This is a genomic window from Sphingobacterium sp. MYb388, from assembly GCF_037479535.1.
Taxonomy (GTDB): domain Bacteria; phylum Bacteroidota; class Bacteroidia; order Sphingobacteriales; family Sphingobacteriaceae; genus Sphingobacterium; species Sphingobacterium anhuiense.
The window spans coordinates 63,124-89,840 of the sequence record NZ_JBBGYV010000001.1 but is presented as its reverse complement, the minus strand read 5'-3'; the positions used below and the strand labels follow the sequence as shown (position 1 = coordinate 89,840).

Below are 26,717 nucleotides of genomic sequence, written 5' to 3'. Positions count from 1 at the left end.
TTTCCATTTTATCGATGTAATTTAGATCTTAATCAGCCAATACCTCTTTTTTAACATAACTATCATTATGAACCGCAGCAACAGCTCTGCCCGAAGGATCATTTAAGTTTTGAAATGACGCATCCCATAATAAAGCTTCAGGAGTACTGCAAGCAACAGACTTAACAGAGGGCACTGTTTTAGCAGCCGCATCTGAAGGGAAATGTGATTCAAAGATCGTACGGTATAAAAACTCTTCCTTATTTTTAGGAGGATTGATAGGAAATCTTTCCGCCGCACCTGCAAATACGGCATCACTTACTTTACTTTCAGCCTGTTCTTTTAAAGTATCGATCCAACTATAACCTACACCATCAGAAAATTGCTCTTTTTGTCTCCAGGCAATACTTTCTGGTAAATAATCTTCAAATGCTTTACGTAACACCCACTTTTCCATTTTACCATCCTTAATCATTTTATCCTTTGGGTTGATCGTCATGGCAACATCCATGAATTCCTTATCTAAAAATGGAACACGTCCCTCCACACCCCATGCCGCTAAAGATTTATTAGCACGCAAACAGTCATATAAATACAATTTCTTCAATTTACGAACTGTCTCTTCGTGAAATTCTTTAGCATTCGGTGCTTTATGAAAGTACAAATATCCTCCAAATAACTCATCAGAACCTTCTCCTGAAAGAACCATTTTTATCCCCATAGATTTGATCACACGTGATAATAAATACATCGGTGTAGAAGCTCTTATCGTAGTAACATCATAAGTTTCTAAATGGTAAATAACATCGCGGATAGCATCGAGCCCTTCCTGAATAGTAAAGTTAATCTCGTGATGGATAGTGCCAATATGGTCTGCAGCTTTTTGTGCAGCAATTAAATCTGGAGCACCTTTTAATCCAACAGCAAAAGAATGCAATTGTGGATACCACGCCTCTTCTTCATCACCAGATTCTATACGTTTGGAAGCAAATTTTTTTGTTACAGCAGCAATTACTGATGAATCTAGACCTCCGGATAATAAGACACCATAAGGGACATCAGACATCAATTGACGGTGAACAGCAGCTTCTAAAGCTTCACGCAATTTAGCTATATCTGTTTCAGCATCCTTAACTGCGTCATATGATTCCCATTGTCTTGAATACCAACGCTTAGGCTCTTTACTTTCAATGCTATAAATATAATGTCCCGGAGGAAATTGATCCATAGTAGTGCAAAATCCTTCTAAGGACTTCAATTCCGAAGCAACAAAAAATTGTCCCTTATCATCCATACCATAGTATAAAGGTATAATACCCATATGGTCACGAGCGACAAAAAATGAATCATTGCGAGCGTCATAAAGAGCAAAACCAAAAATTCCGTTTAAATCTTCTATAAATTGAGGTCCTTTCTCTAAATATAAAGCGAGTACAACCTCAGAGTCAGATTGTGTAGCAAAATCATAATTTGGCAGACTATCGCGCAATTCCTGATGATTGTAAATTTCGCCATTAACAGCTAAGACAACTTGCCCGTCTGGACTATATAAAGGTTGACTACCCGATTTTGGATCTACAATAGCTAGTCGCTCATGCGCAAGTATAGCCAGATCTGAACTATAAATACCTGACCAATCTGGTCCACGATGACGTATACGCTTAGACATTTCTAAAACTTGAGGTCTGATTAATGTGACAGATTCCTTTAAATCAAATGCTCCGATGATACCACACATATTATTGTTTTTTTATTGTTTCTTTCTTTTGATTGAATTATTGACACAAATTAAAGCAATAAATAATTAAATTCATAATGTTTTTTAAATTTTATTAAAAATTTAACATTAAACAACTAAGTTCTTTACCATTTATACATTAAAATGACTCAATCAGTACCAAATAAAAAATAAAGAACCCTCTAATAATCAACAATAAAACATGCATTACTAAATATACTTGTTTCATTTTCTAACCAGATTTGGCATTTTTTGCATAAATTCATACTAGAAAAAAAATATAAATCACCCATTATGAAAGCTTTACTTCATCATTATGAAAATCTAGCAATTAAACAAAGTGACCTAAATAAAATAATGACCGGACATGAGCTTCTTCATTTTTCTAAAAATGATTTTTTACTCCGCAAAGACGAAAAGGCACATGAATACTATATTTTGGAAAGTGGCCTCATAAGGTCATTTATTCATGATTATAATGGAAATGAAATTACAACTGATTTCTTTGGTGATCATGATGTAGTTATCGAAGTCACTTCACTTTTTCTTCAATTTCCTTCTCCCGAAAATCTTCAATGTTTAACTGACTGTAGCGTTTGGAAAATTGATTTTAATACCTTTCAATCTTTGTATCATACCATTCCAGCTTTTAATGAATGGGGACGATCATGGATGACCTATGCTTTACACATTAACAAAAAACGTTTTATAGATATGGTTTCACTTTCTGCTACCGAACGCTATCATAATTTAATCAGTACCAAACCCCAAATAATTAAGCAAGCAGCTTTAAAATATATAGCTTCATACCTAGGCATAACAGACACATCGTTAAGTCGAATCCGAAAAGAAATATAATTTATCCGAGCAGTAAAATTACTTGTCCTATGCGAAGTCGATTGATTAGGGTTTACTTTACTTTTGAGTAAGATAAATAAAGCAACAGATCGTCAAGACTTTAAAACAGTTCTTTTATATTCTGGTTTATGAATAGAAACAAAACTTAAATAATAAAAATATTTTTTACCAATTTATTTACTGACATACAGTTGTCAAATCAACAACTAACTTTGATATAACTTAAATATAAAAAAGAAAATTATGGCTATTTTACATGCTTACTTAAACTTTAACGGTAATTGCGAAGAAGCTTTCAAATTTTACCAATCTGTTTTTAATACAGAATCACTAGGTATATACCGCTTCAAGGATATGCCAGCCGATCCAAATTATCCACTACCTGCTGATGCAGGAGATAAAATAATGCATACAGCAATTAAAATCAATGATTCTGTCATGCTAATGGGATCCGATTGTATCGAAGGTTTCGGACATAAAGCAACTTCTGGAACAAATGCTTATTTAATGTTGGATACAAAAACAGCTGATGAAGCAAAAGACTTATATGCAAAACTCACTGCAGAAGCACAAAATATCGAAATGCCATTAGGAGAACAATTCTGGGCTGAGCTATATTCATCATTCCAAGATAAATATGGTATTTCGTGGATGATTCATTTTGAAGGGAATAAAAAAATGCAATAATGAAAAATGCAGTTGTATACTTTGAGATTCAAGCAACTGATCCTAAAAACCTTGCTTCATTCTATCAACAACTTTTTGGTTGGACATTTATTAAAGAAGAAAACCTTCCAATTGAATACTATCGAATAGAAACAGCAGGTATAATGGGTGGATTATTAAAACGTCCAGCAGAAGTTCCTCCGTCAAATTGTGGTACTAATGCATTTACATGTTCAATGGAAGTTGACGATTTTGATCAGACATCAGCAAACATTTTACATAATGGCGGAAAGATTGCCTTACCTAAGTTTGCAGTAATAGGAAAATGTTATCAAGAATATTTTACTGATCCGGACAACAATATCTTTGGGATATTTGAAGTGGACATCAACGCTCATTAAACGTATACTAAAGGGATTAATAACTTATTTATTAATCCCTTTAGTATATTTTATAAAAATATCTTCCCCCTATTTGCTATCCGTTTCATAAGATCAAGTTTATAAAGGCTCCGAATTTCTTTACCATCACTTTGTATAGGAATATTGAAAATTGTAATTTTTCAATATTGTTTTACAAAGATTTATACGTTCTTTGCAAATTCAAAAAAAGAATTTGTGTTAAAAAAATATCTACCCTACTTTTTACTCACTGGTAAAATAATCTTTACAGCTTGTATTTTATTTATTGCACTCATTTTTACTATTCCTTTATTATTTCAGGAACAAGTAAATACAAAAATTAAAGAGGTTATTAATGATCAGATTGATGGCGAGTTAAATTACAGTAAAATTCATTTATATTTCTTCGACCACTTCCCTGCATTAACAGCTTCCCTTCATGACCTTTCCCTAAAAGGATCTGCTCCCTTTAAAGATGTTGAGCTATTAAAAGCAAAACAGGTAAGTCTTGGAGTCGATATTCTAAGCCTTTTAAAGTCAAAAATTGTCGTTGAACAATTCTATATCGATCATGGCAAAATCCATGTTAAAGTAAATAAAGATGGTGAGTCTAATTATAATATCGTTAAAAAAAAGAATGATAAAATAACAAATACTGATGAAACAAGTACCGCAATTGACTTAGCCTTTAAAAGCATTTTACTTCAAAAAGTAGATGTGTATTACGAGGATTTATCAGTTCCAATCATCCTAGAAGCTAAAAAAATGGATTATGAAGGTCATGGTGATCTCATGTCTTCACTTTTTGATTTAGATAGCAAAGCCGACATACAATCATTAAGCCTAACTTTCGACGGAGAAAAATATGTAGATGATAAAATGATACATGCCAGTCTCATGACTAAAGTAAACACCAATACATTGGCTTTTATATTTGAAAGGAATGACATTCGGATCAATAAACTTCCTGTTAAATTTAAAGGTGAATTTGGTTTCTTAACAAATGGCTATCATCTGGATTTTAAATTAAAATCCAGTAAAAGCACTTTATCTGAATTACTATCTTTAGTTCCGACCTCCTACTCGAAATGGTTGGCCGAAACAAAAATAAAAGGTAACTCAGAACTATTCATAGATCTCGTAGGGGAATACATTGTAGAAGAACATAAAATGCCAGATCTTACCGTGGGTTTAAATATTACAGATGGATACTTTTCCAATAAGACGGCTAAAATCCCAATAGAAGATCTACAGACAAAACTTAAGATTAACCTTCCTCAATTAAACCCAGATTCTCTTTTAATTGAATTAAAACAATTTGAATTTAAGGTTGCTTCCGGATATTTCAACAGCAAAGGAATAGTTAAAGGACTAAATCCTTTATATGTAAATACTGAATTTAAAAGTAATCTAGACTTAAGTGCTGTCAGTAATGCACTAGCTTTGCCCACCTTAAGCTTTAGAGGAAATTGGATGTTAGCTGGTTTTATTAATGGAACCTACGCAACGGCTATTAAAACCTCAGGATTAAGAAATAAAATAGATACTACCATTGCATCTATACCTAATTTTGATATTCACAATACGTTACGCAAAGGGTATTTCAAACTCGCAAATTTACCTGCAGCTATCGAAAAAATTGAGTATGATTTAAAAGCAACATGTAATGATGCAAAAATCACCAATGCTCAAATTGCATTAGATCATATTGACATTAAAGCACTGAACAATTACATAAAAGGATTTATACATATCAACGATTTGCTAAAATTAGATGTCAAATCAAATATGCAGGCTGATATTCAATTGGCCGATATTAAAAAAGTATATCCAGTCGATAGCCTTGAAATATCGGGAAAAATCTTTGTCAATATGGTAGCTGATGGTAAAATGGATCTAAAAAAAGGTACTTTTCCACAAACAAATACAACAGTTACTTTAAAAAACGGATTTCTAAAAACACTAAATTATCCCCTTCCAATTGAGGAGATAAATATTGAAACCTTTATATCCAGTGAAAAAGGTTCTTTAAAAGATTTAAAAGTTAAAGTTTTACCGATATCTTTCAATTTAGCTGGCGAACCTTTCTTTTTGCAAGCAGATTTGCAAAACTTTAAAAATATCCGCTATGCAATTAAGTCTCAAGGGAAGCTTAATTTAGAACCCCTATATAAAATATTTGCCATAGAGGGGATAAACGTCAATGGTTATATTAGAACCGATCTGGATCTCGCCGGATTACAAAGCGATGCTACAAGTGGGCAATACCATAAATTAAAGAACCATGGAACATTAGACATCGGGCAAATACAAGTACAATCTGAATTATTTCCTAAACCCTTTAATATTAAAAAAGGACATTTCACTTTTGCCAAAGAGAAGTTAGTTTTTAGCGATGTCGCATCTTCATATGGACATAACAAATTAAATATTACAGGATACTTAGATAATCTTATCCAATACTTCACAAACACAACACAGACATTAAAAGGTAATTTTCAATTAAGCAGCCCCATTATTAATGTAAATGATTTTACATTTTTTGCTGAAACTGAAAACAGTAGCCCAACAAGTACTAATTCAGGCGTAATTTTACTACCAAAAAATCTAGATATCTCAGTTAATGGCATCGTAAATAAAATGAAATATGATCAGCTTACATTAAATCAACTAACGAGCAAAGTATCAATTCAAAATGGAAACCTTTCATTCTCAAATACAAGATTTGAACTTTCAGGATTAAAAGTGGCTATGAATGGTCAATATAAAGCATTGAACAGCAATAAAGCTCGATTTGATTACCTCGTAAAAGCTGATAGTTTTGACATCCAGCGTGCTTATCATGAAATCCCTATGTTTAAAGAAATGGTTTCTTCTGCGAAAAATGCCCATGGACTGGTATCGCTTGAGTATCAATTATCAGGACTTCTAGATAACAACATGAATCCAATAATGCCTTCAATAAAAGGAAGTGGTTCCTTGACCCTTGAACAGATCCAATTCATGGGGTTTAAACTATTGAACAACATTTCAAAAGAAACTTCAAAAGAAAGTCTAGCTGATGGATCGGTCAAAAAAGTAAAGATCAATACATCCATAGCCAATAATGTAATGACTATTGCACGTACTAAAATGAAAATGGGATTTTTCAGACCTCGTTTTGAAGGACAGGTCACACTGGATGGTAAGATGAATCTTGGATTCCGATTAGGGCTCCCTCCTTTTGGTATTTTTGGAGTTCCAATGCGAATAACTGGTAGTGCACAAAACCCAATAATAAAATTAGGGAAATATAAAGAAGATGATCTGGATACAGATATGGACAATGATGATAAAAAATTATATCGAGAATCATTGATGCAAGATTCAATCACAATATCCAACAAATAGACGATAAAATAAAAAAAGGTATCCAAAATCACAATAGATACTTAAAGAATATTAAAATTAAAAAGGCGAAGGATTGTTTTTATCAAATAATCCTTCGCCTTTTTAATCCATTCAAATTTTAAAAGTCATGAATAATAGATTATCTTTCGATGGATTTAGTTACTTTTTCCAATATTTCAAAAGCCACTTCAGCCATTTTATTCCCTTGGTGATCCAATAACGGATTTACTTCTACCACCTCAAAGCAAACAACCTTCTTAGAGCTTAATATACCTTCAAGCAATTCTATAACTTCAGAAGCATAAAAACCTTTAGGTACAGGCGTACCAGTTCCATCAGAAATTAACTCGCTATCCATGCTATCAACATCAAAAGAAACATAAATCAGATCACAACCGGCGAGTTTCTTCATCACCTCACGTATACAGCCCTTTACAGATAACTGACGAACCTCGTCGACAATATAATTCTTAATTTCTAAATCATTGATTAATATATCCTCAGGAGGTTCAGTATCACGTACACCAAAATAAATCAAATCCTGAGCCTGAAATTTCCCTAAATGTCCACCAATACCCTTTAACTTCTGCCAATATTTTTTCGTCTCCTCATCAGGCCGATTAACTGTGCACAATAAATTATCTACGCCTAATGTAGCTGCCAAAGGCATACCATGTAAATTACCAGAAGGAGTGGTATAAGGAGAATGGATATCGGCATGAGCATCAATCCAAATTACCCCTAATGATTGATCGGGGTAAACAGATTTTATTCCAGAAATAGTTCCAATAGCAGATGAATGGTCCCCTGAAAAAACTAAAGGAAAGAAACCTTCTCTTAATGTCCTTTCAACGACAAGTGCAACCTCACGGCATTGCTCGTAGACTTCTTTAATTCTTTTAGCATAGGGATGGAAGGACGGGTCGTAAACTGCATCATTGCGAGTTTCCACATCAATATGAGGATAATTATGAAAGTATTGGCTTCCCTTATTAATCGCAGCAACCTCAATAGCATCAATTCCTAAATCGGAACCTCTTGTTCCAGCCCCTATATCAGATCTATTTTTGATAATTTTTATGGATCTTTTCATACATCAAATCTAAAACTAGGCATACAATTAAAAATAAAAACCACGAAACATAATATGAATACTTAATATTCACTCATTGGGTTATAATTGTTTATATAAAGATAATTATTTCAAGTTAATAATACCGTCTAATACTAGGATAAGAATCAAAAACAAAACGGGCTTAGAAATATTTCTCTAAGCCCGTTTTTATAAAAAATAAAAAGAATTTAAAATCTTAATGTATTCAGATTTTTATCAACTAAAAACCCTTGAACAGCTTTCAATGTATATTTTAAATCTTTTTTTGCTCTAAGTTTCAAAACAAATAGATCTTCATTTCCATTTAAAGCTTTTTGATCGCCAATATTTACAAAAGTAGGATATAATACTTTTTCACCACTAGTATGAAGTCGGTCATTGGTCAGGTTATCCATCCCTTTAACAGCTAACGCCTGAACTGAAATAAATTCGTAATCTTGCGACTGATATGGTAATCCAAAACTGATGGCATTAACAGATTTAAGATCCTTACCTTTAACCATAATTTCAATGATCTCATCCTTCTTATAACTTGCTTTCGGAATCGATAGGCTGATTTCACCTGCAACTTTTTCGACTTTAGGATCTTTGATACCACCATCTAATTGAGTTGCTACAACTGAAATATCATAAGCATCAATTAAATCATTTTTATTAATATCACCGTTACTAACATAGCCTTCAAAATCAGCATCACCCCTTTTCAAACCAGTATAATTTGTATAAGAAGTCAAATCATTTCGATCTATCAAACGATCGTTGTTGATATCACCAGGAATGTAACTCTCTGTACCAGGAACTTTAAAAACATACATTTCACGACCTGAACCAAATCCGCCGACTCCTTCAGTAATTGCTAACTTAACATAACGAGCTGTAGGCTGATTAGCAAAATTGAAGATCTTCAGTTCATCATTATTAGCCCAGTTAAATGCACCTGCTTCTGTCCAGCTATCTTTATCTGCGCTATAATAAACTTTACCTTTCAGCACAATACCGTTACCACGACCTGTACGAGGTAAATAGTGAATCTTATCCAATTGATTAACAGACTTTAGATCTAAAATCATATCAAATGGTAATGCATTTTTACCCCATGCAGTATGCCACATATTACCTTCGTCAAAGTCAAACAATTTATCAACTCCTGATCCATCTTGATTCTCAGCTGTTGTTTCGCCTTTAATATCATGAATAGCAAACTCCAGTGGATTTGACTTCGTCACGGACTTAACTTCAACCCAATCAGAAAAACCACTCTTATTGACAGCTCTTAACTTAAAAGTATACGCCGTTTCTGGACTTAACCCATCAAAGAGCAATTCATTCTCCTTGATCGTCGAATAAAGCATATCTTTAAATTCGATCTCATAATAATCAGCATGGTCTACCTTGCTCCATGTCGGCTTCAATGTATATGCAGCTTTATTATCTTCACTAACAATAGCATTTTGAGGCGCAATCAATGCACCCGAAGAAATGCGGAAACGATCCTGTGGATTAAATTCAAATCCCTCCAACAGTAAGCTTACATTACTTGCTGTAATATCTGTAGAGGCCAATTTAATATGTACAACAGGATTTTTAGTAATAATCTGCTTCTCAAATTCACTACCTTTAGTTGCAAACTTATTCATGTTAGGCGCAGCATCATAAAAATAAACATTTTCTTGATTAGCCAATTCTCCTAAAGAATTTACTTCAACCAATTTAACCTTGCGTTTTCCAATCAGTCCAGTCAGTTTTTTAGGTTTTGAAGTAACGTTTATTCTAAATTCTGTTTGCTTATTTTTCACAAAACCATCAAAATCACCAATTGTAGAATTCACCGTAACAGCTAACCGATTTTTTCCGTCTAAAGATGATTCAATTAAGGTAGAAGATCCTTTACCTAATTTATAAGCTTCAGAAACCCCATCATCATCATACTCCGTAAAAGACGTTTTTCCTTCTGGATAGATTTCATAAATACGAAGTCCTTTATTTATTTCATGAACGTTATTGTTTGGATTTGCCATGGGAATAATGGAACCATTTTTTACAAATACGGGCAATTTCCAGATCGGCGAATCAAAATTATTGAGAATAACATTTCCAGTAAATTTATCACCTGTAAAATAATCTACCCAAGTACCCTCTGGTAAATAAATGCCATTACGCACATCATTACCTTTATCATCAGATTTCGTAGCCTGATAAATAGGAGCTACTAAAAAGGAAGGACCGTATAAATATTGATACTGTGTAGATGTTCCTTGTGTATAAGCATTTGGGTACTCTAAGAACAGTGCTCTGATCATCGGTAAACCATCTACTGCTTCTTTAGCAATACTATAAGCATAAGGAATAAGCTCTGATTTTAATTTCAGATAATTACGATTAATTGAGGTAACAGGCTCACCCAGTGCATGTGGATATTTTTCATTCGAACCCCACCCGTCCATATTCAACTCCATTGGAGTAAAAGTTTTCCATTGAAAATCACGAATATTGACCGCATTATTTTTACCTCCAAAAATACCATCCATATCGGATGTAATATTAGGCTGGCCAGATAAACCTGAACCTAAATATGTCGGAATATGGAATCTGATATATTCCCAGACACCACCAGTTTGATCGCCAGACCAAATGCCGGCATAACGTTGCGTACCTGCCCATCCGTCTAATGAAATAGTGAACGGTCGAGCTTCATTTCCATAATAAGGAATAATATGACCAACATCCGCCACACCATTCAATCCAAAAGAATAACCAGCACCTACCCAGGCAACATCCGTTTTCAGAACACGAACTCCAGCATCTCTCACTTCTTTTACGATATCACGTTGCAATAATGCACTGATCTCAGGTTTTGGATGTAAATCAGACTGTGTCCACAATCCAATTTCAACCCCATTCTTACGTGCGTAATCACCAAGACTTTTTAAATTAGCAATATTACCATCTAAAGTTTCTGTCTGTCCGTAACCCGCTCCATAACCATCATTAGGCAACAACCAGCCAAAAGGCATATCATGCTTCCTATAACGATCAATAACAGCACGCGCCGAGAATTGGTAATTATTCAATTCTCCATTTAAAGACTCCTTTATACCGCCATTATCTTTTTGACCTTCCTTATAGCGCTTCCCATCTTCAAACAAGATGCCCTTTTCATCCTCTTTCCAAAAATCTCGGTTGTAAGCATTCAGATGACCTTGATAAAAACCAAACTTCGGAAGTAAAATAGGATTTCCTGTTAATTGATAGAAATCATTCAACAAAGGAACAGCGCCATCATTTACCATGAAGAAGACATCAAGATAGTCGCTGTCATGTGTCAATTGAACTTGTCCTTTTTCTTTTGAACCAAAATCATACTTACCGGGCTTGAAAGTATACCACATAAAACCATATCCTCCGGATGACCAGTAATAAGGAGTAGGCGAAGCAACACCACCGTCGGTCCAGCTATTTTGATTTTCAATAGAGATAACTTTTCCTTTATGAGAAAAACGACCATTCTGAACACCTCCCCCATAAAAATACTCCTCCGGTTTTTCCTGAAGACTTAAAGTTACCTTTCCCTTTTCAAATTGAATAGGTTTTGTAAAAACAATAGACTTGTCTTTATTTTTTTGATTAACAACAGTCAATAAATTAGTTGACTTATCAATAACAACAGAAATTTCATCTGTAGCAATAGTTATCTGATTATTTGAATCGTTAAGATTTAAAAGATGAACAGGCTTTCTGGGATTTGAAACTAATATCGAAGCTGCAGGTTTGGCTTCTGGATCACGAATGATACCTCCGGTATTATCCTGAAACAAACGAAAAATATGTCCTCCGTAAAAATCAAATGTTAATCGTTGATTATCGGTAAATAAAACCTCTATTGTCGTCGCATTTATTTTTTTTGCGCTCACAATAGTTAACGTTGGATTAATTTGCTTCTGCAAAGCCTCTCCCTTGAAATTGGCCTGCGTAGGAGCAATACTAACCATTAAAGGAAATGCCAAAGCAAACATCACCTTTCTGTGTTGTTTATACATTATGTTACAATTTTGTGTTTTCTTATTTTATTTATAGCTGTTTAGACGTTAAATAATAATTTGTTTTAAAACTGTATTTATAGGTCCGTAAATGTAGGAAAGAGATTTGAAAATAAAAGATTGTATCTATTAAAATACATTATTCTTCAATTTAAATTAAAGTGCATATCAATTTGTAACTCCTTCAATCAAATTCTACTTATCAGAAACAGCTATATAGCATTAGCATTTAGATGAAATAACAAAAGGTCAGAACTAAGTTATAATTCTGACCTTTTGCTATTATTATATAAGTTCAACTATTTATTTGAAGGGGCAATACTGTAAAACTTCAGTTCCTCTTTTTTGAACCGATTATTCAATTCAATCAAGACATCATTTTTAAAACCACCACTATTACCCGAATTATCAATCCAGCAACTAATACTAAGGTAAATCATTTCTTCACTTATATCTTGAACGCTAATGCCAATACCCAATTCAGGTTTACTAAAAGTACTATGCTCAACAGCCTCTGTAATCCACGATTTTAAAGTATCAAGTTCAGCTGTACGATCCACCTGAATAACAAAACTTGTTTTTGCATCATCATTAGATAAAGTCCAATTGACCACACGTCCAGATAATAAATCACCATTTGGGATAATAACCTCGGCCCCATCTCCAGTATTTAAGATGCTCGCGCGAATACCAATCTCTTTTACCCTACCCTTTTTATCAGCCAACTCAATGCGATCTCCAACGCGAAAAGGTTTATCAAAAGCTAAAATAATACCCGAAACAAAATTATTAATGATATTCTGCATTCCTAAACCTATACCAACACTTAAGGCTCCAACGATTACCGTCAACTTATCAAGACTAACACCTAAAGCAGAAATAGCTATAAAAAAACCTATAACAATTATAATCAACCTAAATAAGGGAAAAAGGGTCATTTTCTGATCGTAATCAGTACTCAACGTTCCATTTTCACCACCGATCAACAATAAATTCAAATTCTTTTGAAACCAATTAGCAGCAGCCAATATAATTACCGCTAACAATAAATTACCAAAATTAAAATTAATTCCACCGAGCTGATGATTACTGCTCAAAAATTTAGACACCGAAGATGCTAAAGAAGCAGCAAACTGAAGGTTATTCGCCAGCACAATAATGGCTAGTAGAAGACAAACAAATTTCAAAGCATCCCCTGTAGCCTTCAAAGCACGTTCTTCATTAAATCGCAACCAAAATCCTCTCTTCACACGATTTCTTGAAAACTGATTTCTAACATCCTCTTTTATCATCTGCGTGAAAAAAGTCAAGGTAAAAGATTGTGCAAGACCAACCGCACCAGCAATACTAAAACTACGAGAGTGATCAACATAGCCTAAAATATTCAGAATAATTGCACCAATATTTAAAACGGCAAATATGATAAAAACTGGAAGTTGAATATAGCCCGCGGCAGTAGGATCGTTAATATTCTTTTTTAGATAAAACCCTATTCCTAAAGCCACTATATTAAATAAAATACAAACAATCCGCATAATAAGGTCTTCGCTCACAACAGAATTGACAAAGACATCGCATATATAAAAAAGAAGTAAAAATCCTACAATTTTACCATGTTTTACAGTAAATTTCTTTCTTAACAAAAGACCAAATATGGCCATAATTAGCAATTGCATCCCTTGAATAACCAAAGTTGGAGTAACAATGGAAACAATAGGTAATAACGTCAGAAATAGAACAAATGCTTTTCCAACAGGAACCCAATAATTAAAAGATGATTTCGTAGCAGATAGGCTATTGTTATGCTTATTTAATACATAAGCTGTCGAAACAATCCAATAGAGATAAGCAAATACCAAAATAATCAATAACACCCGACTCGTCCACTCAGTCTTATTCACATAAGTATCTAGCGATTTACTCTTTCTGTAATTATCTTTTAAATTATTTAAAATTTTCTCTTTTGTAACTGCGGCACCTCCAGCTTTCCATAATGAACTTTTTACAGCTGAGGTATCCGACTTCCCTGCATTAGTTTGCGTAGAGACAGTTTCCTTCACATGATGGGATAAACCATAATAAGCCTTCAAATTATCATTGGTAATACTTACAGACACTTGTAAAGAATCAATTTTACGTTGCACATCTTGTTCTGATGTAGTCAAATAAGTGCTTAACCGCTCATTAGTTTCACTTTGACTATACTTTGATCGAAACCCTTTTAGTTGACTTAAAGTCAAATTAAGACTACGGTTGTAACTTTCTAAACTACTGTGAAATGCATTTAAATCAGCGATTTGAGTGCGAACATAATGCGTCCATGAAGTCACAGAATCTGGAGGAAGCGTTCCAGAAAAATTATTCACCTTCTCAATAAATTCAGTCCGTATATCACGCTTATGTATAGCCTCACTTTCCAATGCGTATGCACGAATATTTGCAATGTATTTTACATTGATCTTTGATAGATCAGCCCGCAGACTATCAACAGTACTATTCGACTGCAAACTAGCGACAGTATCTACAAAATTGCGTCGCATCCTATTTTCTCTACGATTTTCCTTATTACGAGAAGCTTTAACAATGTATTCGCTCTTCCTTGCGCTAATCGTATCAACAGCGATCTGAGCGAAACTTTTATCACTAAAGCAGAGCAATAAAAACAAAATCAATATATAATTAGATGGTTTCATTTAATATTCTTTAAATTAAAAACAAAGGATACTCAAGATGAATGTGTGCAATCAAATTCAAGTTCAACAAAAATAACTAAATATCTACGATTATAAGGAACTAGCAGAACCTTCAGACATCCTTAATCTGAAATAAAAGTTCCAACATTTTTATTTAGAGCTCGAATCGAAATAAATTCCTAAATTCATGTTATGTAGATTACTTTATCAAATTAAAATAAAGGCATTTCCAGAACAGATCTGACAATTGTATCTAGTAACAGGTGTATTACACAAATTGGTCACAGGCTTTTCCTAAAACTTGCGACCATAAAAAACTAAAAAGAAGCCAGAAAATAAGATTTAACTGTTGAACCCAGCGTAGATAGAATGTATATGCTTTTAAAGAATGCTTTCCATAAACGAATAGTTAATTTTTCATTATCGCATGTCTATCGATATACTTAAACCATATAACAGGAATGAATAAGGCATTTCTTACCGCTTTGATAGATCTAAAAAATTAACATAACAAAGTTAGTTTTTCAATTTCTTGAATTTCAAAAAAACAGCACCAACTTAATAAACATCAAAATCAAAGTATGTTTTTTGGTAAGGTTCATGAATTAGAGTAAAATGCCACCATTCTTTAGCATAGCCTTTAAAACCATGTTTCATCATGATGCTTTTCAACATTATTCTATTCTTTTTCTGCGTCGCATTAATTTCCTCAGTATCAAAATGGGATATTGGTCCAAAAAAATCAAAAGGACTTCCCATATCCAATTCCTTATGATCAATAAGAGTGACTATCGTTAGATCGATCGTACTACCTCGACTATGCCCCGATTTACTTGCGATATAACCTAATTTAAATAAATTTCTTTTATCTAGATTCGGATAGAATTCTCTTTTTGATAAAGTGTCATTAATTTGTAGAGCCCATCTTTTAAAATGCTGAACCGCTTTTTGTGGGCGATAAGCATCAAAAACTTTCAATGACATTCCCTGTGCATTTAATTCCTTCTCCACTTTTTTCAAAGCATTTGTCGCTGCAGTACTCCATATAAGGACAGGCGATTTATAACCGTCGATTTTCTTACCAACAAAATTATGTGAACTATAATAACGTAGATCAACATTTATTCCAGGTATGATATCTTTAACATAACTAAAACCTTTCGGTAATTTTTGCTGAGCAAAAATGGTGGTTTGACTAAAAATAAAGATAAAGAAAAGATAGCGATGCATTTTCATTGATAAGTTGTATGCTTGAAGTTAATAAAAATATAGGATACTACTTGAACAACCTGTCGAAATAAAAGAGAATAAAAAAAGCCAGTACTTATGTACTGGCTTGGGGTAAATGATGGGGCTCGAACCCACGACCCTCGGTACCACAAACCGATGCTCTAACCAACTGAGCTACATCTACCGTGTTTGTTGCTACAAAAGTAGAACAATTATTGGTATTTAGAAACTGTTTTTAATCTTTTTTTACAATAAATTTTTACTTCGTTCATAATTAAGAATTTAATTTTCACAAATATCGACTTCAGCCCTATTCATCAAGCATATCGGCAATAAATACAAAATATAAAACCGCACTTGTTAAATAAAAAACAAACAAATTCGCTTTAGAAATTACGTGTGGACAAAAAAACGTAACGCAAAAATATCTACTCTTTGCTAAAACATATTTTTTGTAATCACCATTTCCTATATTTGACTTTTATCAAATTCAATCAATGGCACTTTGATAAAGATGATCGTACTCTGTCTTGTACTTCTGCAAAATCACTTTACGTTTCAGCTTTAATGTAGGAGTAAGTTCTCCCCCTTCAATTGTAAATTCATCTGCAATGATTATAGGTTTTTTGATCTGCTCCCAATTACCAAAATGTTGGTTAGCCATACGCACTTCTTGATTTATTTTTTTAATAACCTGATCTTGCTTCAGAAAATCTGCCTTAGATAATTTTAGAAGATTAGGATTTTCAGATTTGGCCCAGTCAATTAAATGTCCATAATCAGGAACTATAAAAGCAGAAGCAAATTTCATCCCATCACCAACCACCATCGCCTGTTCAATAAACTTAGACTCTACTAATTTTTTTTCAATAGGCTGAGGAGTCACATATTTGCCTCCTGAGATCTTAAATAATTCTTTTTTTCGATCAATAATTTTTAAAAATAGACCGTCCTCCCAAACTCCGATATCACCTGTATGCAACCACCCATCAATAATCGTCTTACTCGTTTCTTCCGAATTTTTATAGTATCCCATCATGATATTTGGCCCCTTCACTAAAACCTCACCATCACTGGCCAATTTTATCTGAACATCCTTTACCGCAAGTCCAACAGTACCTACCCGAGTGCCTCTTAAATAATGATTAACAGATATAAGTGGAGATGCTTCAGTCATCCCATATCCCTCATAAATAGGAATACCTGCAGCTAAAAAAACACGTGTCAACTTACTTTGCAAAGAAGCACTGCCAGAAGCAACTGTCTGTAAAGAACCTCCAAGCCCCTCATACCATTTATTCAATACCAGTTTCCTAGCTAGGTTTAATTTAACATCATATACAAAACTTCTTTTTTGAGGATCGGGATCATAATTTTCCCCTACCGATACAGCCCAATCAAATATTTTACGTTTAAGACCATGCAGGTCATGTCCCTTCTTAATGATCTTTTCATATACTTTTTCCAAAATCCGAGGAACAGCAGTCATTATGTTAGGTTTTACCTCTATTAGATTTTGACCGATCTTATCAAAAGACTCTGCAATGTAAACGGTTATACCGATATAAAAATAAGTGTATATAACCATCCTTTCATAAGCATGACAAGGAGGTAAAAATGTTAGTCCGCGATCATAAGCCTTACAGGGGGTAATCTCTCGGGCCGATCGAACATTTGCTATGATATTATCATGTGACAACATCACACCTTTAGGCTTTCCTGTAGTTCCTGAAGTATAAATCAAAGTTGCAAGATCATCAGATTTTACTGCATTTTTCAGTTTTTGAAGATGCCCATCCTCAATATGACTTCCTATTTGAACAATCTCTTTCCAATTCCGTACCTCATCATGCGAACTCATACAGAAAATATACTTGAGCGTATAGATGGAATTTTTAATATTAACAATTCTTTGATAAAGACTCCTTGTACTAACTATAGCAACCCGAATCTCGGCATCATTAAAAATATATTGATAATCAGCATCCGTAATATTTGGATAAATAGCAACAACTACAGCTCCAATTTGTTGAATTGCAAAATCAACAATATGCCACTGCACACTACTTTCGGCGATTAAACCAACTTTTTCATTAGGCTTGACCCCCAATTCTATTAATCCTTTTGATAGCGCATTAACCTGACTAATAAACTCATCAGTTTTTAGATCAGTCCAGTCTCCATTTATTTTACTGGAGAACATGGCTAGACCGGGATATAATCCTAACTGCCGTTCAGCTAAATCAAATATTCTTAATTTTTCTTCCATTTCAATCTTTAAAAAACATCCACCTTGAGAGTAAGGTCATCTCTTAAACAAAATGTTAAGAGAATAAGTTTACAAAACTAACCAATTGTCAATATAAAATAATTCAAAACCTGAGTAGCAATAAAAGAATCCAAATATTTAAGATCAATTGAATTTATTCTGTAAACAAAAAAGGCTTTGAGTTATATCCCAAAGCCTTTTTTGAAGGTTATAAATATTTATTGTTTAGACCAACTTTTAAAAAACTGCATGACCTTATCTTTGTCATAGCCTTTACCAGATTCTAAACTACCACTTTCCTGAATTTTAAGGACCTCACCTTTACTATTCATGACAATAAAAAATGGATATCCTAATTTTAATGAATCAGGTACATATTTTTTAAATATGGCCTCATTTTTATTCTCTTTGGAATAATTAAGATGGTAGTATAGATAGTTATGACGGAGATAATCATTAATCTCAGCAGTTTTATGAATATAATCATTAAATCTCAAACACCAAATACACCAATTACCTCCCGCTTGAATAATAATATTTTTATCCTCTTTATTAGCCTGAGCTATTAATTTATCTAAATCCTCTTGTGCATTAGCTTCAGGATGATACGGATATGATAAAGTATCTTTTTCTACTACAGGCTTCGTTTGTGCAATAACCTGCTGAAAAGTAAAAAAAACAAAGCATAACGTGATAACTCTTATAATCTTGCGCATACAATTCTATTCAAATGTAAAATCAAATTTAAGGAAAGTAAAGCTTAAAACAACCTGCATTCATGAGTTTTTATACATTCAACGACGATTCAAGCTCCATACTATAAAAATACTCCACCTGTTCAACCATGAGTTTACTTCCTATAACTACAGGAACACGCTGATGTAATTCAGTAGGCTGAATATCCAAAATCCGTTCACTGCCAGTAGTAGCTTTGCCTCCTGCCTGCTCAACAATAAAAGCCATAGGGTTACATTCATACATCAAACGCAACTTTCCTGTAGGAAAAGATAATGTTTCAGGGTAAATAAAAACACCTCCACGAATCAAATTACGATGTATATCAGCAACCATTGACCCGATGTAGCGGGAAGTATAAGGACGTTTTGAAGCCGAATCTTCAATTTGGCAATATTTAATATAGTTCTTGACCGCTTGTGGAAATTTAATATAATTTCCTTCATTGATAGAATAAATCTGCCCACTTTCAGGAATTCTCATATTAGGATGAGATAAACAGAACTCTCCTATAGAAGGATCTAAAGTAAACCCATTCACACCATTTCCGGTAGTATATACAAGCATAGTCGACGAACCATAGATAATATATCCTGCCGCAACCTGCTTCCGCCCCTGTTGCAATAGTTCATCAGCCATCGAAACAGGTTCATTGTTCGCCCTTCTGTATATTGAAAAAATTGTTCCTACTGAAACATTCACATCGATATTAGAAGAACCATCTAGAGGATCAATACAAACCATGTACTTTGCATTCTTGGAAACAACATCATGCGACAAGTCAATGCCCAATTCATGTTCCTCCGAAGCTAAATAACAGCATTCTCCTCCCCTCTGTAGTGCGGAAGTAAATTGAACATCAGCATAGACATCCAGTTTCTGTTGCACCTCACCCTGTATATTCATATCCCCGCATGCACCCAGAAGATCAGCTAACCCCGCTTTATTAACTTCACGATTTACCACCTTTGCGGCGATAGCGATATCTCTTAACAATCGGGATAACTCTCCTTTTGCAAAAGGGAAATCAGCCTGTTTTTCAATAATAAATTGACCCAACGTTTTCATATATACACAATGATTTAGCCTTTACATTAGACGGTAGTAAAATAGGTATCTTGATATTTTTTGAAGTTATTCTCAAAAAGTGATTTTAGAGCCATGGCCTGCTCATCATAGGCATCATCATTGCCCCACAATTGCTTGGCCCCTAGAATCTGCTCTGGAACTTCTTGACAAAATGTGGGATACTTTAAATTAAAGATCGGATGCACTTCCATAGGATATTCCTCCAGTTCTCCTGATAATGCGGCCTGAATTAAACTACGCGTATAAGCGAGCTTGATGCGCCTACCTACACCATAGGGGCCTCCGATCCAGCCAGTATTGACTAACCAAACCTTAGTATCTGGATTCTTTTTTAATCGATCTCTTAATAACTCAGCATACTCCATAGGATGTAATGGCATAAATGCCTGCCCGAAGCAAGCTGAAAATGTAGCCGTTGGTTTTGAAACACCCATCTCAGTACCAGCAACCTTTGCAGTATAGCCATTGATAAAATAATACATGGCCTGTTCTATAGTTAACTTTGATATTGGAGGCAAAACTCCAAAAGCATCCGCTGACAAGAAAAATATATTATTAGGTGCATCAACCAATTTTACATCTTTATAGGAAGAAATATAGGATAAAGGATAAGAAACACGCATATTCTCAGTAATACTCGCATCCTCAAAATTAGGAACAGCTGTACCCTCGTGAAATTTAATATTTTCCAAAAGTGATCCCGATTTTATAGCTCCGCAGATCTCCGGTTCTTGTTGCGGATTTAACCCTAAACACTTTGCGTAGCACCCACCCTCAAAATTAAACACACCATTGTCAGACCAGCCGTGTTCATCATCACCAACCAAATTACGATTCACATCCGCAGAAAGTGTCGTTTTACCCGTACCCGATAATCCAAAAAATAAAGCTGTATCTCCATCTTTACCAACATTTGCAGAACAATGCATGGACAAAACTCCATCCTGAACCGGCAATATAAAATTCAAAATCGAAAAAATACTTTTTTTAATTTCTCCAGTATAACCAGTCCCAATGACCAAGACAACACAACGACTAAAATCAATAACAACACAATTTGGAGCATTAAGACCCAACTCCTGAAAATTAGGAACTTGAAGATCCGAAGCCACAAGAACAGTCCAATCGACCTCAGTATATTCAATACCGTTTGTTTCAATAAACATATTGGAAGCAAACAGATCCTGAGTAGCTTTTGTGGAGACAACTAAAAGATGTTTCGATAAATCATCGCTCGATACAACCTGACAATCTCTTACAAAAAGTTCCTTAGCCGATAGATACTCAGTAGTCAAGTCATACAATTTATTAAATGCATCTGGAGTAATTGCTTGGTTAACTTCATTCCAAAAAACTCTGTTTTCAGTTATCTCATCCTTTACGAGATAACGATCCTTAGGAGATCTTCCCGTAAATTTACCGGTCAAAATATTCAAAGCCCCATTTTCAGCCAATGAAGCTTCTCCTTTTTGAATAGCATGTCCAATAAGAGCAATTCTATCCAATTGACAAAATACTTCCTTGGGCTGGTGAATACCCAAAGCAGCTAACTGTTTAATCTTTGATAAAGTCATACTTTTGTTTTAAAATATTGTTCAAATCTAGCTAAATATAACACATAGATACAAACAAAATTTAGCTTATTGTTGAAACTACACATTTATAATACTTTGAAAATAAGTGAATTATAATCAAAAATTAATTTAAATATTATTTAAACAGCTAAAATTAAGATATAGATTTAAACATATTTTTGCTAAAAAAAACAAGTCGCAATTCAAAAATAAAGCCCTTGAAATTTAGAATAACAAGGGCTTTGTAAAAATGAATATATTTTAGACCTAAGATTCGACTACAATAGATTGTTTACTAAACAACTTGTATTTTAATATTTCTTCGGAGAGTTTTGAGATAGCATATCCAATAATAGTCACATCATCTATCCATCCCAACACCGGAATAACGTCTGGAATAGCATCTAATGGCGATATCACATATATTATGGTCGCAACGATAACGGATAAATTCCACTTATTCATTTTGTATTTTCCCGAAAATGTATCCTTACACATTGCTATCAACAATTGAAAATCTTCCTTTCGAACATCCAAATTTTTCGCCTTTTGTTCAGCTTCCTCTAAATCCGCCGACGTAATTTTATGGGTTTTAAATCTTTCAAATAGAGCCAGAGCCTTACCTAGAAATTGTTTCTTCATGTCCTTAAATTATAAAAACCATCCGTTAAGACTAAAATATAAGATCAAAGTTTAATCTCAACAATGGTGCAATATATATTTACTTCAATATCTATTCCAATAAACTATTATATCTCAAAAACAATTAAATACGTTAAGACAGAAATAATCTTATTTATTATCAGTAGCTTTAGTAAGAATTATTATTCACTTAAACATAACTGTTATGGCAAAGGAACAAAATGCGGTAAAGAATGATAAAAAGAAAGCTGAAAAGACGCTAAAAGAAAAAAGAGCTGAGAAAAAAACAAAGAAAGCTAGTAAAAGCAAATCCGAATAAAATAAAATCCCCTTTACAAAAGTAAAGGGGATTTTATTTTATTTGGTTACTAAAAATTAATTGAGATATTTCTTCATTGCCACCTTCAATCGTTCGTCATAACCATAGATATCAGGAAATTGTTGAATTTTATCATCCCCATCTAACCAAGTCGTGTAATAAGATAGGTAAACAGAGATGCCCTCTTTCATTTTCACCCATCTGGAATTATTAACTGAATCTTTGATTTCTGTTGCAATTTTTTCCGCCTCTTTCTCATTATTAACTAAAAAAGCAGCTAAACTGGTAGGATCTTCTACACGTACACATCCATGACTCAAAGCACGGTTACTCACCTTAAATTTCTGTTTAGCAGGAGTATCGTGAAGATAAATAGCATAAGGATTTGCAAAGATGAACTTTATATTCCCTAATGAATTATCAAATCCAGGGTTTTGCTTAAATTTAAAATTCTCTACCGAATCTGCCTGCCAATTTATTGTATAAGGATCAACGATTTGCCCCTTTAGATTATAAACCACCATATTCCGACTCTCAAGATAACCTGGATTAGCTCTTACACTATTTAACAGTTCCTTTTTCACAATACTTTTAGGTATATTCCATACAGGATTAACTTGCATTCTATCCAGTACACCACGCATCATAGGAGTTTCGTGATTTTCCCCTGTTTTAGCAAAAGCTTTGTTTTCAGTCTCTCCCACACAAACATTCATCGTTTGTTCAACAGCCCCCGCTGTGATCATCTGAAGTTTCATTTCCGGAATATTCACGAAGACATATTTATCAGGAAAATCTTCCCCCATCCACCGCAACCGTTCCATGGTCATCAAAACTTTGACACGTTCTTCCTTATTAAGATCTCCTTCAAGCAACAGATGCTGAAATTTTCTATAAATCGAATTTGTAGGTTGAGCATGGTTCACAACCTCCGAAACATTTAAAGTACTATCCAACAAATGCTTTGCCTTATCTAACGAATATCGTTTATGCCCGACAAAATATCTTCCGTAAAGTTTTTTAGGGTTTACAATACCGTTTTCCAATACGTTCAAATAGGCAATCAAAGCATCTGAAGAAAGAACTTCCACTTTCGCCAACAATTGGTAAGCCTCATTTAAATCCGTTATTTGCTTACTTTTTAGCCGATTCAAAGCACGGCTAATTTCTACAGTATGAAAAATTGAGGGATCAATACCATGTTCTTCAGATCTTTCTAGATAGTACAATAAAGTATCTGTACCACCCGTAAACAACTGATTAGGTATCCAGGTAAAACCACGAGAGGAATCTGCTAATACACGCATCCATTTCGGGTTAAACAAACGAGAGTTATCACCTTTTAATTCTTTCTCAATAGCAGAGAAATATGCCGTACTATCAAAATCTTTAAATATCTCTTGATCAAATGACTTTGCTAAAATATCACCAAATGTGGGCGGATCTGTTTGACAAGATGAAAAGGAAAGTATAAACAAAAAATATACAAGCACTAAATTTCGCATAATATAATTAAGAAATTGCTCAAAAGCTCAAAGATAACAATGTTTCAAATGATATTGAAATTTGTTATTACAACTATCCTAATTGTCAAGGTCCCGCTACAACCCTCTAAAACGAACAGAGCCTAAAATAATGTAATTTTAGGCTCTATTAAAGGTTAAGAAAGACTTAAACTGTCTGTAGATACTGTGCAAAACAATACCCCTCTTCATTATCTTTTGTCCGAACTAACCACCACTGGTCATTAGCTTTACTAATCAATGTGATGATTTCATCCTTTGCAGCTTTCCCAACGATAGGCTGATCAGTACCAGGTCCTTTACGAATGTTCAGATTTGAACTATCAGTAACAACCCTGACCTCACTTCCTGGAACCTCAGTAGCTACTTCTACATCCATAACTACATCTCCTGTTGCAAAATTTGGGTCTATATTTCCATATATTTCCCATAATTTATTCTTAACATCTGCAGAAGGAGCAGTACCCCTAATTTGCAATACGCCATCCTGCTCGGCATAATTTAAATCATTAATACCAGATGATCTCGCAGTATCCAATAATACTTTATATTTTTCTTCTAAAGCCATGATATTCGTTTTTTGAATTAGTTATTTAGTGACAACCGCACTCAGATCAACTTTTTTGGGATGTAAATTATCCAAAGCTTGTTTTAGTGTTACTAACTTTGCTTTTTCAATAGTTCCAGTTACTGAAATAACACCATCTTTAACAGTAGCCTGTACAGTTGGAAAATCTTTTGTAGCATCAACAATACCTTTAGCTAATGATTCATCCACAGTATTAACAGAAATCTCTGCCGGAGGAACAGCTTGCACGATAATATTATTCACAACAGACTTGATAGACTTATCAGCAGCTTTGACGTCAGTTTCAATCTGAGCCTTCTCTGCATCTGAAGATGCGAAACCTTCCAAAGTAACGACACCATCCTTAACCGATGTCGTTATACCTTGATGGCTAGTAATCACCGTTTCTACTTTAGCTTTTAAATCAGCATCAGAAACTTTAGATTTACAGGAAGGCATTGCAACAGCTAAAGTGCCCGCCATCATTAACATTGGGAATACTCTTTTTAACTCCATAATCACAGTTTTTTATTTTTTTTAAAGCCTAAATCATCCAATATAGACACTTAAATCTAAACAATTATCAGAGTAAATAGTTTCGATTCCCAAACTAATTAATAGAAAGTAGACGTTGTTCTACATTATTAAAGACAAATGATTCCCCAACTTTCTTTCGTAAAAGCAACTTTCCGATTGGCGATTGATTAGATATTACAAACACCTTATCATGATCGATTTTCACAACACCAATGCTAATTGCAATAAAATAAATACCCAAATTTGTTTCCACTATACTTCCATTCTGTACAAAATCCAAATGATTTGGTTCAAGAAGCCCCGTTAATATTAATTCATCCTTTTTTGCTTCTGCCAACTGCATTTGACATCTCGCGATATCCTGTTGCATCATTTCGCGCGTAGTTTCATATTTATCACCCGCACTACTTTTAGTATCATCAGTACTTGCCTCGTGAGCCGATTTCAATGCCAGTTCTAAGTTTGCAATGCGATCCTCAACATGTAATTTACATGATGACATTAACGACGATCGTAATAAAGTATAATCCTTCTCCATGATTGCAAACTAGGGATAAAGATTTAAAGAAAAAAATCAAAATAAAAGTAACTAAAAAACAGGATGATACAGCTCACAATACATTCAAACAGCTTTAAATGCCAAAATAAATTTGGTATTGAGCTTAAAATTTGTACTTTTGTGACGGAGAGCTGGCAGAGTGGTCGAATGCGGCAGTCTTGAAAACTGTTGACTGTCATAGGTCCGGGGGTTCGAATCCCTCGCTCTCCGCTAAAACCTTCATCATTTGATGAAGGTTTTTTTATGCAATGACTTTTCATTTTAAATGCATAATATAAATAGCAATTCCAGATTAAAACAAAAAACCCATTTAAACATCATAATGACATCAAAATGGGTATTATTTATTTTAATTTCGTAATTAAATTTGCTTACAGAAGGGGTTATGCTTTCTTTGGAGGAAGATCAAATGCAATAGCCTCATGTTCAAAATGACCATTGTGAGCACCATCGCAAAAAGGTTTATTTTTGGATAATCCACAACGACAAATCGAAAGTACTGTTCTTCCCTGCAAACCATAAGTGTCACCATTTCTATCAACGATTTCAAAATCGCCTTCAATTTTTACTGATCCGTTATTATTAATTGTAAGTTTCGTCTTCGACATATCTATTTTATTAATGTGTTTTCTATACAAAACTAGAGATAATGAACTAACTTTACGCAATCTCTCTTCTATTTAGAAGCGTTCCGTTTAACGAGACAAAATTCCATAAAAACAATTTATATTAAACAATAAGACAATATTGATGTAAGTGATTTTACTCAATTGTATTAAATAAAGATTAACAGACC

General features: G+C 33.9%; 19 protein-coding genes and 2 tRNA genes. 5 read left to right on the top strand and 16 right to left on the bottom strand.

From position 1 onward, the window contains the following. Positions 1–28: 28 nt before the first annotated feature. The gene (gene asnB, locus WH188_RS00390; protein WP_168128044.1) at positions 29–1,717 is read right to left on the bottom strand and encodes an asparagine synthase B; all 1,689 of its coding nucleotides are present in this window, start codon (positions 1,715–1,717) and stop codon (positions 29–31) included. Positions 1,718–2,011: 294 nt separating this feature from the next. Here asnB and WH188_RS00385 point away from each other — a divergent pair, with 294 nt between their 5' ends. The 4 genes from WH188_RS00385 to WH188_RS00370 all read left to right on the top strand — a co-directional run bounded on the left by WH188_RS00385 (position 2,012) and on the right by WH188_RS00370 (position 7,032). Then, positions 2,012–2,575 (top strand): Crp/Fnr family transcriptional regulator, encoded by a 564-nt coding sequence (locus WH188_RS00385; protein ID WP_132771982.1) that lies wholly within the window; start codon positions 2,012–2,014, stop codon positions 2,573–2,575. A gap of 243 nt (positions 2,576–2,818) precedes the next feature. After that, positions 2,819–3,262, top strand: coding sequence for a VOC family protein (locus WH188_RS00380; protein WP_021189762.1), 444 nt, complete (start codon positions 2,819–2,821; stop codon positions 3,260–3,262). Then, positions 3,262–3,642, top strand: coding sequence for a VOC family protein (locus WH188_RS00375; protein WP_168128043.1), 381 nt, complete (start codon positions 3,262–3,264; stop codon positions 3,640–3,642). Before WH188_RS00380 ends, WH188_RS00375 begins: the two co-directional genes overlap by 1 nt. 216 nt (positions 3,643–3,858) lie before the next feature. Next, positions 3,859–7,032 carry an AsmA-like C-terminal region-containing protein gene (locus WH188_RS00370; protein WP_339423040.1) on the top strand — a complete coding sequence of 1,058 codons (3,174 nt, stop codon included), beginning with the start codon at positions 3,859–3,861 and terminating at the stop codon, positions 7,030–7,032. A gap of 139 nt (positions 7,033–7,171) precedes the next feature. On the opposite strand, the gene WH188_RS00365 is transcribed toward WH188_RS00370, so the two are convergent. The 14 genes from WH188_RS00365 to WH188_RS00300 form a co-directional block, all read right to left on the bottom strand. Further along, positions 7,172–8,125 (bottom strand): arginase, encoded by a 954-nt coding sequence (locus tag WH188_RS00365; RefSeq protein ID WP_132771985.1) that lies wholly within the window; start codon positions 8,123–8,125, stop codon positions 7,172–7,174. 209 nt (positions 8,126–8,334) lie between these two features. Then, the gene (locus WH188_RS00360) at positions 8,335–12,183 is read right to left on the bottom strand and encodes a TIM-barrel domain-containing protein (RefSeq protein WP_339423039.1); all 3,849 of its coding nucleotides are present in this window, start codon (positions 12,181–12,183) and stop codon (positions 8,335–8,337) included. Between the two features lie 299 nt (positions 12,184–12,482). Next, positions 12,483–14,876 (bottom strand): mechanosensitive ion channel family protein, encoded by a 2,394-nt coding sequence (locus WH188_RS00355; protein ID WP_168128039.1) that lies wholly within the window; start codon positions 14,874–14,876, stop codon positions 12,483–12,485. Positions 14,877–15,434: 558 nt separating this feature from the next. Further along, on the bottom strand, positions 15,435–16,112 hold the full coding sequence (locus WH188_RS00350) for a M15 family metallopeptidase (RefSeq protein ID WP_206368645.1): 678 nt from the start codon (positions 16,110–16,112) through the stop codon (positions 15,435–15,437). Between the two features lie 101 nt (positions 16,113–16,213). After that, positions 16,214–16,290: transfer RNA gene (locus WH188_RS00345), tRNA-His, on the bottom strand. 306 nt (positions 16,291–16,596) lie between these two features. Next, positions 16,597–18,375 (bottom strand): AMP-dependent synthetase/ligase, encoded by a 1,779-nt coding sequence (locus tag WH188_RS00340; protein WP_168128038.1) that lies wholly within the window; start codon positions 18,373–18,375, stop codon positions 16,597–16,599. Positions 18,376–18,593: 218 nt separating this feature from the next. Next, on the bottom strand, positions 18,594–19,091 hold the full coding sequence (locus WH188_RS00335; protein ID WP_168128037.1) for a thioredoxin family protein: 498 nt from the start codon (positions 19,089–19,091) through the stop codon (positions 18,594–18,596). A gap of 70 nt (positions 19,092–19,161) precedes the next feature. After that, positions 19,162–20,178, bottom strand: a complete 1,017-nt coding sequence (gene fbp / locus WH188_RS00330; protein ID WP_132771990.1) for a class 1 fructose-bisphosphatase — start codon at positions 20,176–20,178, stop codon at positions 19,162–19,164. A gap of 26 nt (positions 20,179–20,204) precedes the next feature. Beyond that, positions 20,205–21,773: a phosphoenolpyruvate carboxykinase (ATP) gene (gene pckA, locus WH188_RS00325; RefSeq protein ID WP_339423038.1), complete on the bottom strand. Its 1,569-nt coding sequence runs from the start codon at positions 21,771–21,773 to the stop codon at positions 20,205–20,207. A 267-nt stretch (positions 21,774–22,040) separates the two neighbouring features. After that, positions 22,041–22,415, bottom strand: coding sequence for a YkvA family protein (locus tag WH188_RS00320; protein WP_168128035.1), 375 nt, complete (start codon positions 22,413–22,415; stop codon positions 22,041–22,043). A 375-nt stretch (positions 22,416–22,790) separates the two neighbouring features. Beyond that, on the bottom strand, positions 22,791–24,239 hold the full coding sequence (locus tag WH188_RS00315; RefSeq protein ID WP_168128034.1) for a L,D-transpeptidase family protein: 1,449 nt from the start codon (positions 24,237–24,239) through the stop codon (positions 22,791–22,793). 166 nt (positions 24,240–24,405) lie between these two features. Next, complete coding sequence (locus WH188_RS00310) at positions 24,406–24,825, bottom strand: SH3 domain-containing protein (protein ID WP_168128033.1); 420 nt, start codon at positions 24,823–24,825, stop codon at positions 24,406–24,408. A gap of 21 nt (positions 24,826–24,846) precedes the next feature. Then, positions 24,847–25,341 carry a BON domain-containing protein gene (locus WH188_RS00305; protein WP_021189751.1) on the bottom strand — a complete coding sequence of 165 codons (495 nt, stop codon included), beginning with the start codon at positions 25,339–25,341 and terminating at the stop codon, positions 24,847–24,849. A 94-nt stretch (positions 25,342–25,435) separates the two neighbouring features. Beyond that, the gene (locus WH188_RS00300; RefSeq protein ID WP_037526077.1) at positions 25,436–25,864 is read right to left on the bottom strand and encodes a GreA/GreB family elongation factor; all 429 of its coding nucleotides are present in this window, start codon (positions 25,862–25,864) and stop codon (positions 25,436–25,438) included. A 182-nt stretch (positions 25,865–26,046) separates the two neighbouring features. On the opposite strand from WH188_RS00300, the gene WH188_RS00295 reads away from it, so the two are divergent. Further along, positions 26,047–26,131, top strand: a tRNA-Ser gene (locus tag WH188_RS00295). 173 nt (positions 26,132–26,304) lie between these two features. Here WH188_RS00295 and WH188_RS00290 read toward each other — a convergent pair. Then, on the bottom strand, positions 26,305–26,529 hold the full coding sequence (locus tag WH188_RS00290; RefSeq protein WP_021189749.1) for a CDGSH iron-sulfur domain-containing protein: 225 nt from the start codon (positions 26,527–26,529) through the stop codon (positions 26,305–26,307). Positions 26,530–26,717 lie beyond the last annotated feature (188 nt).

Coding starts and splice junctions, on each gene's coding strand:
- asnB (WP_168128044.1), bottom strand. CDS start 1,717: ATGTGTGGTATCATCGGAGCATTTGATTTAAAGGAATCTGTCACATTA.
- WH188_RS00385 (WP_132771982.1), top strand. CDS start 2,012: ATGAAAGCTTTACTTCATCATTATGAAAATCTAGCAATTAAACAAAGT.
- WH188_RS00380 (WP_021189762.1), top strand. CDS start 2,819: ATGGCTATTTTACATGCTTACTTAAACTTTAACGGTAATTGCGAAGAA.
- WH188_RS00375 (WP_168128043.1), top strand. CDS start 3,262: ATGAAAAATGCAGTTGTATACTTTGAGATTCAAGCAACTGATCCTAAA.
- WH188_RS00365 (WP_132771985.1), bottom strand. CDS start 8,125: ATGAAAAGATCCATAAAAATTATCAAAAATAGATCTGATATAGGGGCT.
- WH188_RS00360 (WP_339423039.1), bottom strand. CDS start 12,183: ATGTATAAACAACACAGAAAGGTGATGTTTGCTTTGGCATTTCCTTTA.
- WH188_RS00355 (WP_168128039.1), bottom strand. CDS start 14,876: ATGAAACCATCTAATTATATATTGATTTTGTTTTTATTGCTCTGCTTT.
- WH188_RS00350 (WP_206368645.1), bottom strand. CDS start 16,112: ATGAAAATGCATCGCTATCTTTTCTTTATCTTTATTTTTAGTCAAACC.
- WH188_RS00340 (WP_168128038.1), bottom strand. CDS start 18,375: ATGGAAGAAAAATTAAGAATATTTGATTTAGCTGAACGGCAGTTAGGA.
- WH188_RS00335 (WP_168128037.1), bottom strand. CDS start 19,091: ATGCGCAAGATTATAAGAGTTATCACGTTATGCTTTGTTTTTTTTACT.
- fbp (WP_132771990.1), bottom strand. CDS start 20,178: ATGAAAACGTTGGGTCAATTTATTATTGAAAAACAGGCTGATTTCCCT.
- pckA (WP_339423038.1), bottom strand. CDS start 21,773: ATGACTTTATCAAAGATTAAACAGTTAGCTGCTTTGGGTATTCACCAG.
- WH188_RS00320 (WP_168128035.1), bottom strand. CDS start 22,415: ATGAAGAAACAATTTCTAGGTAAGGCTCTGGCTCTATTTGAAAGATTT.
- WH188_RS00315 (WP_168128034.1), bottom strand. CDS start 24,239: ATGCGAAATTTAGTGCTTGTATATTTTTTGTTTATACTTTCCTTTTCA.
- WH188_RS00310 (WP_168128033.1), bottom strand. CDS start 24,825: ATGGCTTTAGAAGAAAAATATAAAGTATTATTGGATACTGCGAGATCA.
- WH188_RS00305 (WP_021189751.1), bottom strand. CDS start 25,341: ATGGAGTTAAAAAGAGTATTCCCAATGTTAATGATGGCGGGCACTTTA.
- WH188_RS00300 (WP_037526077.1), bottom strand. CDS start 25,864: ATGTCATCATGTAAATTACATGTTGAGGATCGCATTGCAAACTTAGAA.
- WH188_RS00290 (WP_021189749.1), bottom strand. CDS start 26,529: ATGTCGAAGACGAAACTTACAATTAATAATAACGGATCAGTAAAAATT.